Raw genomic sequence first — 11,808 nt, forward strand, 5'->3', positions numbered from 1 at the left:
TTAGTCATGCATATTACACGGACCGTCTTTCGCGACGATCATGAGATGCTGCGCACCAGCATTCGCCGTTTTCTGGAGCGGGAATGCGCGCCGAAGCAGACCGAATGGGACAAGACCGGGCGCGTCGATCGCGAAACGTGGCTGAAGGCGGGCCGCGAAGGGCTGCTCTGTCTCACGTTGCCGCCCGAGTACGGCGGCGGCGGTGGCGATTTCGGCCATGCGGCGGTGCTCAACGAGGAAGTGAATCGCGCGGGCCTGAGCGGACTGGGTTTCGGCGTGCATTCGGACATCATCGCGCCGTATATCGCGCGCATCGGCAATGACGAGCAGAAGCAGGCTTGGCTGCCGAAAGCGTGTTCGGGCGAAGCCATTCTCGCCATCGCGATGACCGAACCCGGCACCGGCAGCGATCTTAAATCCGTGCGGACCACCGCCATCCGCGACGGTGACGAGTACGTCATCAATGGCAGCAAGACGTTCATCAGCAACGGGCTGAATGCGGACCTCATCATCGTGATCTGCAAGACGGACCCGAGCGCGGGTTCGAAGGGCGTGAGCCTGATCGTGGTCGAATCGACGCGGCATGGTTTTCGCCGTGGCCGCAAGCTCGACAAGGTCGGGCTGCACGGACAGGACACCGCCGAACTTTTCTTCGACGATGTGCGCGTGCCGGTCACCAACCGTCTCGGCGAGGAAGGGCAAGGCTTCGCGTACCTGATGGGCGAGTTGCCGCAGGAGCGCTTGTCGATCGCCATCGGCGCGGCGGCGAAGCTCGAAGCCTGCCTCGAACACACGCTCGATTACGTGAAGGATCGCCGCGCGTTCAATCAGACCGTGTGGGACTTTCAGAACACCAAGTTCAAGCTCGCCGATGTCAAGACGCAAGCCACCGCCGTGCGTCTGATGGTCGATCACTATCTGGCCGAACACATTCGCCGCCGTCTGACGCTGGAAGAAGCGGCCATCGTCAAGCTCTACGCCACTGAAACGTTGGGCCGCGCGCTCGACGAGATGGTCCAGCTTCACGGCGGCTACGGCTACATGCTGGAGTATCCCGTCGCCCGCGCGTTCGCCGATGCGCGCGTGAACCGCATCTACGGCGGCACGAGCGAGGTCATGCGCGATCTCATTTCGCGCAAGCTGTGAGCCGAACTTTCGCACCATCGAATTCATTTTTTCACGGAGCAGTGATATGACTCGTAACGTTTTCGTCGCCGGTGTCGGCATGATTCCGTTCAAGAAGCCGGGCACCAGCGACACCTACGACGTGATGGGCGCGGGTGCCGTGCGTCAGGCATTGGCCGATGCCGGGCTCGACTACGCGCTCGTCCAGCAAGCCTATGCCGGTTATGTGTACGGCGATTCGACCTGCGGCCAGAAAGCGCTGTATCAGGTCGGCATGACGGGCATTCCGGTCATCAATGTCAACAACAACTGCGCGACGGGTTCCTCTGCCCTGTTCCTCGCGCGTCAGGCCGTGCAGAGCGGCGCGGTGGATTGCGCGCTCGCGGTCGGTTTCGAGTTCATGCAGCCGGGCGCGCTGTCGTCGAAGTGGAGCGACCGCGCACCGGCTCTTGAGCGTGCGTTGAACCTGGTCAATGAACTGGTCGATCGAATGGACTTGCCTCCGGCCATCCGGCAGTTCAGCGGCGCAGGCCGCGCGCACATGCAGAAGTACGGCACGAAGCTCGAAACCTTCGCGAAGATTCGCGCGAAGGCCAGTCAACATGCCGCGCGCAATCCGCTGGCCGTGTTCCGCAATGTCGTGACGCCGGAAGACGTGCTCGCTTCGCCGATGATCTGGGAAGGCGTGCTCACGCGCCTGATGGCCTGTCCGCCGACGTGTGGCGCGGCGGCGGCGATCGTCGTGTCGGAAACGTTCGCGCGCAAACACGGCTTGCGCACCGATGTGATGATCGCCGGCCAGTCGCTCACCACGGATCAGCCGAGCACTTACGACAGCCGCGACATGATCCGCGTGGTCGGCTTCGACATGACGCAAGCGGGCGCGAAGCTCGCGTATGAGCAGGCGGGCGTCGGTCCCGAGGGCATCGACGTGATCGAACTGCATGACTGCTTCGCGCAGAACGAACTGCTGACTTACGAGGCGCTCGGTCTGTGCGGCGAAGGTCAGGCAGAAAAGCTCGTGAACGATGGCGACAACACGTATGGCGGCAAGTGGGTGGTCAATCCGTCGGGCGGGCTGCTGTCGAAGGGGCATCCGCTGGGCGCGACGGGCCTGGCGCAATGCTACGAGCTGACGCATCAGATGCGCGGCACCGCCGATCAGCGTCAGGTGGACAACGCGAAAGTCGCGCTGGCGCATAACGTCGGCCTGGGCGGTGCGTGCGTCACGACCATCTACAAGCGCGCGTGAGACTCCGACATGATCGACAAGAAACACATCGGTAAGGTCATTCCGGCGTTTCGCACGGTGGCCGAAGCGGGACGGCTGCGCTTTTTCGCGAAGGCCATCGGCGAGACCAATCCGATCTATTTCGATGAATCCGCCGCCCGCGATGCCGGCCACCCCAACCTGCCCTTGCCGCCCACCTTCCTGTTCTCGCTCGAACTGGAACAGCCCGACAAAAGCTGGCGCGACGAGATCGGCATTCAGGTCGCGCGTATTTTGCACGGCGAGCAGTCGTTCACGTATCACCGGATGGCCTACGCGGGCGACGTGCTGCACTTCGAATGCCGCATCGCCGATATCTACGACAAGAAGAACGGCGCGCTCAGTTTCGTGGTGCGCGAAACGCGCGTGACCAACCAGCATGGCGAGCATGTCGCAGATTTGCGCAGCGTGCTGGTGCATCGCAACGGGTGAGGAAGGCTCGAATGACTATGTTGAATTTCGATGACATCAAGGTCGGCGACACGCTGCCGCCGCTCACGCTGGAACCCCTGAACCGCTCGACGCTTGCGCTCTTTGCAGGCGCTTCCGGCGATCACAACGCGGTTCACATCGACCTCGATTTTGCGCGCCGCGCCGGCATGCCGGACGTGTTCGCGCACGGCATGTTGTCGATGGCCTGGCTCGGCCGCCTGCTCACGCTATGGACCGATCAGCGCAATTTGCGGCATTTCGGCGTGCGCTTTGTCGGCATCACGCATCTCGGGCACCGGATCACGTGTAGCGGACGCGTGGTGGCGAAGTCCGAGACGAATGGCGAGCGTCTCGTGAAGGTCGAGATTCAGACCGCCAATCAATACGGCGAACCGCGCGTGCTCGGCGACGCGCTGCTCGCACTGTAGTTTCGCATTCAACGAGGAGAGCAAGATGGGTAAGCTTGACGGCAAGGTGGCGCTCGTCACCGGTTCAGGACGCGGTATCGGTCGCGCCATCGCGGAGAAACTCGCGAGCGAGGGCGCGCGCCTCGTCATCAACGATCTCGACGCCGATCCGGCGCACGAAACGGTCGAAGTGCTGAAGAAGATGGGCACGGAGGCGGTGGCGGTCGTCGGCAACGTGAGCGCGCCGGACTTTGCGGAGCGCTTTATCGGCACGGCGATGAGCACGTTCAAGGGCATCGATATCATCGTGAATAACGCCGGTTATACGTGGGATGACGTGGTGCAGAAGATGACCGATGAGCAGTGGTACGCGATCATCGACTGCCACATGACTGCGCCGTTTCGAATTCTGCGCGCGGCGTATCCGCATATCAAGGCGCTGCATGCGGCCGATAAGGAAGCCGGGCGTGATGTGTATCGCAAGGTCGTCAATATCTCGTCGGTGTCGGCGCTGACGGGCAATGCCGGGCAGATGAATTATTCATCGGCGAAGGCGGGTGTGATCGGCATGACGCGTGCATTGAGCCGCGAGTGGGGACGCTTCAACGTCAACGTGAATTGCGTGGCGTTCGGGCTGATTCACACGCGCATGACCCGTGCGGATGCCGATTCGGGCGCGACGGTCAAGATCGATGGGCGGGATATTCGCGTGGGCGTCAATGCGGACCGGTTGAAAGCACATGCGCAGATGAATCCGCTGGGTCGCGGGGGGACGCCGGAAGAAGCGGCGGGTGGGGTTTATTTGTTTTGTTCGCCGGAGTCGAATTACATTACTGGGCAGACGGTGGCGGTTGCGGGAAATTTGCAGTGAGGGATTTTTTTGGGGGGGGGGTGTATATGTCGGGGAAGGGGCTGCTCTTGTTTGTTTGGTTTATTCAGTAGCCGCCTCCCCGGCGGGGGGGTAACTTTCTTTGCTGCTGCAAAGAAAGTCACCAAAGAAAGCAGCTTTTTACCCCTCCGCACGCTGGCTGGAAAGTGTGGTCTGAAAGTGGCCGCAATAGGATGTCCCACGTTTCGTTAAGTGTATTAGCTGGTACTCGACCTATCGGACAGCGTCAGGTGACGTTTCGCCTTCTCTGTCTGTCAGGTGAAAGGCTTCTGTGTATATGTTGTGCAAGGGGCTGCTGTTTATTGTGCTGTTTATTCAGTAGCCGCCTCCCCGGCGGGGGGGTAACTTTCTTTGCTGCTGCAAAGAAAGTCACCAAAGAAAGCAGCTTTTTACCCCATGCACGATGGCTGGAGAGGGTTGGTCTGGATTAATAGATACAGTGGCCGCAATAGGACTTCCCTCGCATAACAAGCCGCTTAGGCAACCTCGCGATTACGCGCTCAAATCCTTTGGTCTTAGTGGACCGCATTCATTGTTTCGGCCATGCGCTTCGCGCGCCGAGAGCGTGAGAACGGAATCCCGCAGCCTATAAGCGCCCAGCCACCTCACACCTCCCCGCAAGATTGCTATTCGGTCCTACCTTGGTTAGTGCTCCGACAAAAGGTGACTTGCGTTGGTGTGCGAGCTTTGCCCAGAAGCGCTTACCAAGGTTGGGCCGAATGGGAGAGGTGCGATGCGGTGTGATGTGGCTGGGCGCTGATACGCTGCGGGATTCCGTTCTTACATTCTCGGCGCGCGAAGCGCATGGCCGAAAGAATGAGCGCGGTCCAACGAGCGTAGAGACTTTGAGCGCGTGATCGCTAGGTTGCCTAAGCGCTCGTTATGCGTGGCACGTCCTATTGCGGCCACTGCATCGGTTAATCCAGACCAACACTTTCCCGCCATCGTGCATGGGTTAAAAAGCTGCTTTCTTTGGTGACTTTCTTTGCAGCAGCAAAGAAAGTTACCCCCCCGCCGGGGAGGCGGCTACTGAATAAACAGCACAAAAACCAGCAGCCCCTTCCACGACAAAACCAAACTACCGCTCTACCTGATACCCCAACCCACACCCCCGCATCCGCGCAATAGCGACATCATCAAAACCCCAATCCTTCAACGCAGCAAAACCGCGTTCCCCACGCTGCGGCGCAGGATGCGCAATCCTCGACGGCGTCTCCGAAAACCGCGGCGCCGGCGCAGGCTGAACCACCCCGCCCACCTCCACAAAACTCCCCCTTGCCCGATGCTGCGGATGCGCCGGCGCTTCCGAAAAGCTCAACACCGGCGCGACGCACGCATCGACTCCTTCAAAGATGGCGCACCATTCATCGCGTGTGCGGGTGAGAAACGCAGCGGCGAAACGCTCGCGCAGAATGGGCCAGCCGTCGCGGTCGTTTTGCGCGGGAAGGCCCGCATCGGCGAGGCCGAGCTTCGACAATAACTCTGAGTAGAAGCGCGATTCCACCGCCCCCACCGCCATGTAATGACCATCACGCGTGCGATAACTGTCGTACCACGGCGTGCCGCCATCCAGCAGATTGGAGGCGCGTTCCTCGCGCCAGTTACCCGATGCGAGCATGCCCCAGATCACCGAGCCCAACTGCGCCGCGCCTTCGATCATCGCGGCATCGACGACCTGACCCGCGCCGCCGCGCTGCACGTTGAACAGCGCCGCCACCACGCCGAGCGCGAGCAGCATGCCGCCCCCGCCGTAATCGCCGACGAGGTTCAGCGGCACCACCGGCGGTTCGTCGGCGCGACCAATGCCCGACAGCACACCCGACAATGCAATGTAGTTGAGATCATGTCCCGCGCGCGCGGCAAGCGGACCCGTCTGCCCCCAACCCGTCATGCGGCCATAAACAAGCTTCGGATTGCGAGACAACGCAGCCTGCGGCCCAAGCCCGAGCCGCTCCATCGTGCCGGGTCGATAGCCTTCGACCACGACATCGGCACGCGACATCAGATCGAGCGCGGCTTCGATTGCTTCGGGCTGCTTCAGATCGAGCGTGACCGAACGACGCCCCCGCCCCGTGATGTCCACGCGCTTGCCGTTGGTCTTCGGACCCAAATCGGCGGCGGGCACCGGCCGGTCGATGCGCAGGACATCCGCGCCCATGTCGGCCAGCAACATGGCGCCGAACGGTCCCGGACCGATCGCCTCGAATTCCAGCACGCGTATTCCGCTGAGTACACCCATCGTCTCTCCACTCTTTTAGATTGTTCGGCGGCGCATTGGGAGCGCCACCACCCGGCACGGGTGGCGCGCGCTATCCCTTGAACGAAGGCGGCCGCTTTTCGATAAACGCCGTCACCGCTTCCCGATGATCCGCCGTCTGATGCGCCAACGCCTGATATCCCGCCGACATTTCCAGCAGCGTATCGAGCCGGCAATGCATGCCCTCGCGCAGCAGCCGTTTGGCGAGCCGCACGGCATGCGGCGGATTGGCCGCGATCTCTTCAGCCAAACCACGCGCGGCCGCGAGCAGCGCATCGTGCGGAACGACGCGTGACACCAGATTCCATTCGAGCGCCTGTTGCGCATCGATCATGCGCCCCGTGAAGGTCAGTTCCGCCGCGCGCGACAGGCCGATAATGCGCGGCAGCAGCCAAGCGCCGCCATCGCCGGGAATGATGCCGAGCTTGACGAAGCTCTCCGCGAACTTCGCCTTTTCCGATGCAATGCGGATATCGCACATGCAAGTCAGATCCAGCCCTGCGCCGATCGCCGCGCCATTCACCGCCGCGATGACCGGCACTTCCAGATTGAACAACGCGAGCGGCAACTGCTGAATGCCGCGCCGGTACTCCTGACGAATCTCCATGCCGGACAGGGAGCCGGAGGCATGCCGCTCCATGTCGTTGACATTGCCGCCAGAAGAAAACGCGGTGCCCGCACCCGTCAGAATCACGGCGCGCACGGACCGATCGTTCTCGATTCGAGCAATCGCCTCGATCAACTCGCTGACCGCCGTGTTGCCGGTCAATGGATTGCGGCGCTCGGGCTCGTTCATCGTCAGGGTGACGATATGGCCGTCCTGCTCGTACTTCAGAAAGTCGCTCATGAGCATGATGTGAGGAAGTGAGGCGCGGTGCGCGCGAAATCGGCGAGCGTGGGCGTGTTATGCGCGAGGACGCTTTCTCCGACCATGCGGTTCCAGAAAGTTTCGGAGCCATCGGCCATGCGCCATTCGTGCAGTCTGCGCGTGTAGAGCTGAAGATCGTATTCCGCCGTCACGCCGATTGCGCCGTGCAACGCGTGCGCGGTCGATGCCACCAGCGGCGCGGCCATGCTCGTGCGCGCCTTGGCCATGGCCGTCGCGATTCGCTCGGGCACCGCGCCATCGCCGCAAAACGCCAGTTCGGCCGCAATCGCCGATGCCGCCGTGTGCTCCGCCATCACGCTCAACTGATGCTGCACTGCCTGAAACTTGCCGATGGACTTGCCGAACTGCGAGCGGTCGTTGCAGTACTGAAGCGTCATGTTGAACACGCGATCCATCGCGCCGGACAACGCCGCCGCGTGGATGGCCGCGCTGAACAGTCGCACTTCCTCGCCGGTCCGCGAGAGCGGCGCGGGAACGTGGTCGCCGCGCCAGGTGAGCGTCGCGGTAAGACTGCCTTGCACGCCGCTTGGCTTGCGTTCGGCGTGACGTGCATCGAGCAGAAAGAGATCGCCGTTCAGATTCGCGAGTACGTGCTCGCAGATCATGCCGAACGGCGTGAGCGGCGCTTCGAGCCAGAGAGGGTCATCGTTCGGATGGCGGCAGCCACCCGCCAGCGTAATCATGCCCGCCGGAACCGCGATGCCGCGCTCACGCAACAACGCGCGCGCCGCGATGCTCTGCGCCACCGGCACCGGCGTGGCAAACCGTCCCAACGCCGCGAAAATGGGCGCGAGCGCGGACAACGCGAGTCCCGCGCCGCCTGCGCTTTCCGGCGTCAGCAGCTCCAGAAAACCGGCCTCTTCCAATGCACTCCAAATGGCCGAAGGCACGCCGCCGTTTTCGATCGCGCGGATGGCGTCAGGCGTCGCATGATCGCGCAGGATGGCTTCGATGGCTTCCGTGAACATGAATGTCTCTTTCCGATACTGATGCGCGCACGTCAGCGCAAGCCGAGGCCGCGCGCGATCATCCCGCGCAGCACTTCGCGCGTGCCGCCGCGCAACGAAAACGTGGGGGAAATCTGGCTGAGATACGCCACCGTGCGATAAAGCTCGGGTGGAATGGCGCGAGCCGGATCGGCCGTGATCGCGGCTTCCAGCAGCGCGGGAATGGCCTGTTCGAATTCCGTGCCGATGTCCTTCACCACCGCCGCTTCGACCACCGGACTTTCGCCGCGCGCCAGCCGCGCCGTCACCGCGATGGACATGCCGCGCAGCGTGGCGAGTTGCGTGGCGAAGCTGCCGAGCAACGTCAGATCGGCCTCGCTCGCGCCTTCACGCCGCAAATGTTCGATCCAGCAATCGAGCAGCACCACGCTCGAATACAGCCGTTCCGGGCCGCTGCGCTCGAATGCCAGTTCCGCGTTCACCTGTTCCCAACCTGCGCCTTCTTCGCCGATGAGCGTGTCGTCGGCGAGAAATACATCGTCGAAGGTGACTTCGGAGAAGTGCGCATCGCCCGCCAAATCCACGATGGGCCGCACTTCCACGCCCGGCAGCTTCAGATCGACGATGAACTGCGACAAGCCCTTCTGCCGGTCTTCCGGCACGCCCGACGAGCGCACCAGCGCGATCATGTACTGGCAGTGCTGCGCATTCGTCGTCCAGATTTTGCGGCCATTCAGCCGCCAGCCGCCTTCGCAGCGCACCGCGCGCGTGCGCACGCTGGCGAGGTCCGAACCCGCGTTGGGTTCGCTCATGCCGATGCAGAAAAACGCCTGCGCCGCACAAATGCGCGGCAAGTAAAAGTCCTTCTGCGCCTCGGTGCCGTAACGCAGAATCAGCGGTCCGCTCTGCCGGTCCGCGATCCAGTGCGCCGCCACCGGCGCGCCGACCGCGAGCAGTTCTTCCACCAGCACGAAACGCCGGAACGCATCCATGCCCGCGCCGCCGAAACGAGCAGGCAGCGTCAGCCCGACCCAACCGCGCGCGGCGAGACGCCGGCTGAACGTGGCATCGAAACCCATCCATGAACGGGCGCGAACGTCAGCGGTGACACGCGGCAGATGGAGCGCGATAAACGCCTTCACTTCCGCGCGAAAGGCTTCCGCTTCGCCCGGCAAGGCGGTCAGATGAAACGCATCGAGCAGCGTGCTCACGTCAATGCCTGCCGTAAAGCGTGACCACGCATGCGCCGCCCAATCCGAGGTTGTGCTGCAACGCATGCCGCGCGCCTTCGACCTGACGCTTGTCCGCGCTGCCGCGTAACTGATGCGTCAGCTCATAGCATTGCGCCAGTCCCGTCGCGCCCAGCGGATGCCCCTTCGACAGCAGCCCGCCCGACGGATTCACCACGACCTGACCGCCGTAGGTGTTGTCGCCATCGCGCACGAACTTTTCCGCGCCGCCTTCCGGACAGAAGCCGAGCGCCTCATAACTGATGACTTCGTTGTGCGCGAAGCAGTCATGCAGTTCGCACACGTCGATATCTTCCGGTCCGATGCCCGCCTTCTCGTAGACCTTGTTGGCCGCCGAACGCGTCATGTGCGTGCCGACATAATTGAGCATGGAAGGCGGATCGAACGATGCGGGCGGATCGGTCGTCAACGCCTGCGCGACGATGCGAACATCGTTACGCAAGCCGTGTTTCTTCGCGAAGCGCTCGGACACGAGAATGGCCGCCGCGCCGCCGCACGTGGGCGGGCACGCCATCAGGCGCGTCATCACGCCGGGAATCAGCACCGTGTCGTTCATGACGTCTTCGGTGCTCAACGGCTTGCGGAACAGCGCCAGCGGATTGTTCGCGGCATGACGGCTTGCCTTCGCGCGCACGGCGGCGAAGGTTTCCAGGCTCGTGCCGTGACGCTTCATGTGTTCGCGTCCTGCGCCGCCGAAGGTCCGCAAGGCTTGCGGAAGGTGCGCAAGGTCCGCCGTCAGACCATGCATGATCGGCACGAAACGGGCGCGCGTCACCGGACGGTCGTCCCAGTGCGACTTCAGCGCGCCGGCCTGCATCTGCTCGAAGCCGAGTGCGAGCACGCACTCCGCTTCGCCCGTGGCGATGGCCTGACGCGCGAGATAAAGCGCCGTCGAACCGGTCGAGCAATTGTTGTTGACGTTGACGATCGGAATGCCCGTCATGCCCACTTCGTACAGCGCGGTCTGGCCGCAGGTCGAATCGCCGTACACGTAGCCGGTGAAGGCCTGCTGTACGAGATCGTAGGGAATGTTTGCATCCGCGAGCGCGCGGCGCGTGGCTTGCGCGCCCATTTCGATATAACTCAGGCTCGCGCCCGGCTTGGCGAACTGGATCATTCCGACGCCCGCCACCAGCACTGTCTCGCTCATGAATTTACTCCGATGATGGTAGGAATACTTATAACTTTCGTGAGATCAGATCGCGCAGCACTTCGCTCGTGCCACCGAAGATGCGCGTCACCCGCATGTCCGCGAACGCGCGCGCGATCGGATACTCCAGCATGTAGCCGTAGCCGCCATGCAACTGCACCATCTCGTCGATGCACTTCCACATGGTTTCAGTGGCGAACAGCTTGGCGATGGCCGCTTCCTGCAAAGTGAGCTTGCGCGCCATGTGTTCGCGGATGTAGTGATCCACCATCGTGCGCACGGCAACGGCCTGCGCCTTGACATCGGCCAGCTTGAATTTGGTGTTCTGAAAGTCCCACACCGTCTGATTGAACGCGCGCCGATCCTTCACGTATTGCAGCGTGAGTTCGAGCTGACGCTCCAGTTTCGCCGCGCTATACACCGCGATGATGAGCCGTTCCTGCGGCAGTTCTTCCATGAGGTGGATGAACCCGCCGTTCTCCTGACCGATCAGGTTCGTGACGGGCACGCGTACATCGTCGAAGAAAAGTTCGGCGGTGTCGGCGGCGGCCTGACCGACCTTTTCCAGCTTGCGTCCGCGACGAAAGCCCGCGCGCTCCGTCTCGACCATGATGAGACTCACGCCCTTCGCGCCAGCCGAAGGATCGGTCTTGCAGACCACCACGACCATGTCGCAGTTCAGTCCGTTGGAAATGAACGTCTTGCTGCCGTTGATGACGTATTCGTCGCCATCGCGAACCGCCGTGGTGCGGATGGATTTGAGGTCCGAGCCCGTGCCCGGTTCGGTCATGGCGATGGCGAGAATCTTCTCGCCGCGACAGATGGGCGGCAACCACTCGCGCTTCTGTTCCTCGGTGCCGAGCCGCACGATATACGGCGCGGTGATATCCGAATGCACGGACAAACTGAAGCCCGACACGCCCGCGCGATGCAACTCCTCCGCGACGATAGCCGAGTGCCCGAAGTCCCCGCCGCCCCCGCCGTATTCTTCCGGCACGGTCACGCACAACAGGCCTTGCCGGCCAGCCTTCAGCCAGGTTTCGCGATCCACGCAACCGGCTTCGTCCCACTTCGCCTGATGCGGCAGGCATTCCCGCTCGAAGAATCGCCGCGCGGTGTCGCGCAGCATTTCGTGGTCTTCGCGATAGACAGTACGCTTGACTTCCACCGAACGCTCCTCATGACTGGTTGG

11 protein-coding genes are annotated in these 11,808 nt (G+C 62.6%); 5 read left to right on the forward strand and 6 right to left on the reverse strand.

The window, feature by feature from the left end:
- Window positions 1–6: 6 nt before the first annotated feature.
- Genes ACZCWR_RS32935 through ACZCWR_RS32955 form a run of 5 tightly spaced genes read left to right on the forward strand, consistent with a single transcriptional unit; the run spans window position 7 to window position 4,105 of the window.
- A complete protein-coding gene (locus ACZCWR_RS32935; RefSeq protein ID WP_487306269.1) occupies window positions 7–1,146 on the forward strand; it encodes an acyl-CoA dehydrogenase family protein in 1,140 nt (379 codons plus the stop codon).
- Between the two features lie 46 nt (window positions 1,147–1,192).
- Window positions 1,193–2,377 (forward strand): lipid-transfer protein, encoded by a 1,185-nt coding sequence (locus ACZCWR_RS32940; RefSeq protein WP_487306270.1) that lies wholly within the window; start codon window positions 1,193–1,195, stop codon window positions 2,375–2,377.
- A 9-nt stretch (window positions 2,378–2,386) separates the two neighbouring features.
- Window positions 2,387–2,827 carry a MaoC family dehydratase N-terminal domain-containing protein gene (locus tag ACZCWR_RS32945; protein WP_487306271.1) on the forward strand — a complete coding sequence of 147 codons (441 nt, stop codon included), beginning with the start codon at window positions 2,387–2,389 and terminating at the stop codon, window positions 2,825–2,827.
- Between the two features lie 11 nt (window positions 2,828–2,838).
- Window positions 2,839–3,255, forward strand: a complete 417-nt coding sequence (locus ACZCWR_RS32950; protein WP_487306272.1) for a MaoC family dehydratase — start codon at window positions 2,839–2,841, stop codon at window positions 3,253–3,255.
- Between the two features lie 25 nt (window positions 3,256–3,280).
- The gene (locus ACZCWR_RS32955) at window positions 3,281–4,105 is read left to right on the forward strand and encodes an SDR family NAD(P)-dependent oxidoreductase (RefSeq protein WP_487306273.1); all 825 of its coding nucleotides are present in this window, start codon (window positions 3,281–3,283) and stop codon (window positions 4,103–4,105) included.
- Between the two features lie 1,096 nt (window positions 4,106–5,201).
- Here ACZCWR_RS32955 and ACZCWR_RS32960 read toward each other — a convergent pair.
- From ACZCWR_RS32960 to ACZCWR_RS32985, 6 genes are all read right to left on the reverse strand, one after another.
- Window positions 5,202–6,362: a CaiB/BaiF CoA transferase family protein gene (locus ACZCWR_RS32960; RefSeq protein WP_487306274.1), complete on the reverse strand. Its 1,161-nt coding sequence runs from the start codon at window positions 6,360–6,362 to the stop codon at window positions 5,202–5,204.
- Between the two features lie 70 nt (window positions 6,363–6,432).
- Window positions 6,433–7,227 carry a crotonase/enoyl-CoA hydratase family protein gene (locus tag ACZCWR_RS32965; RefSeq protein WP_487306275.1) on the reverse strand — a complete coding sequence of 265 codons (795 nt, stop codon included), beginning with the start codon at window positions 7,225–7,227 and terminating at the stop codon, window positions 6,433–6,435.
- A complete protein-coding gene (locus tag ACZCWR_RS32970; protein ID WP_487306276.1) occupies window positions 7,224–8,237 on the reverse strand; it encodes an acyl-CoA dehydrogenase family protein in 1,014 nt (337 codons plus the stop codon). Before ACZCWR_RS32970 ends, ACZCWR_RS32965 begins: the two co-directional genes overlap by 4 nt.
- Before the next feature lie 32 nt (window positions 8,238–8,269).
- Window positions 8,270–9,427 carry an acyl-CoA dehydrogenase family protein gene (locus ACZCWR_RS32975; protein ID WP_487306811.1) on the reverse strand — a complete coding sequence of 386 codons (1,158 nt, stop codon included), beginning with the start codon at window positions 9,425–9,427 and terminating at the stop codon, window positions 8,270–8,272.
- A gap of 1 nt (window position 9,428) precedes the next feature.
- Window positions 9,429–10,616 (reverse strand): lipid-transfer protein, encoded by a 1,188-nt coding sequence (locus tag ACZCWR_RS32980; protein ID WP_487306277.1) that lies wholly within the window; start codon window positions 10,614–10,616, stop codon window positions 9,429–9,431.
- A 28-nt stretch (window positions 10,617–10,644) separates the two neighbouring features.
- On the reverse strand, window positions 10,645–11,784 hold the full coding sequence (locus ACZCWR_RS32985) for an acyl-CoA dehydrogenase family protein (RefSeq protein WP_487306278.1): 1,140 nt from the start codon (window positions 11,782–11,784) through the stop codon (window positions 10,645–10,647).
- Window positions 11,785–11,808: the final 24 nt, after the last annotated feature.

It is taken from the genome of Caballeronia sp. A2-2 (genome assembly GCF_057612605.2).

Bases quoted from the DNA above. Each gene is read 5' to 3' on its own strand.
- ACZCWR_RS32935 (WP_487306269.1), top strand. From the start codon at position 7: ATGCATATTACACGGACCGTCTTTCGCGACGATCATGAGATGCTGCGC.
- ACZCWR_RS32940 (WP_487306270.1), top strand. From the start codon at position 1,193: ATGACTCGTAACGTTTTCGTCGCCGGTGTCGGCATGATTCCGTTCAAG.
- ACZCWR_RS32945 (WP_487306271.1), top strand. From the start codon at position 2,387: ATGATCGACAAGAAACACATCGGTAAGGTCATTCCGGCGTTTCGCACG.
- ACZCWR_RS32950 (WP_487306272.1), top strand. From the start codon at position 2,839: ATGACTATGTTGAATTTCGATGACATCAAGGTCGGCGACACGCTGCCG.
- ACZCWR_RS32955 (WP_487306273.1), top strand. From the start codon at position 3,281: ATGGGTAAGCTTGACGGCAAGGTGGCGCTCGTCACCGGTTCAGGACGC.
- ACZCWR_RS32960 (WP_487306274.1), bottom strand. From the start codon at position 6,362: ATGGGTGTACTCAGCGGAATACGCGTGCTGGAATTCGAGGCGATCGGT.
- ACZCWR_RS32965 (WP_487306275.1), bottom strand. From the start codon at position 7,227: ATGAGCGACTTTCTGAAGTACGAGCAGGACGGCCATATCGTCACCCTG.
- ACZCWR_RS32970 (WP_487306276.1), bottom strand. From the start codon at position 8,237: ATGTTCACGGAAGCCATCGAAGCCATCCTGCGCGATCATGCGACGCCT.
- ACZCWR_RS32980 (WP_487306277.1), bottom strand. From the start codon at position 10,616: ATGAGCGAGACAGTGCTGGTGGCGGGCGTCGGAATGATCCAGTTCGCC.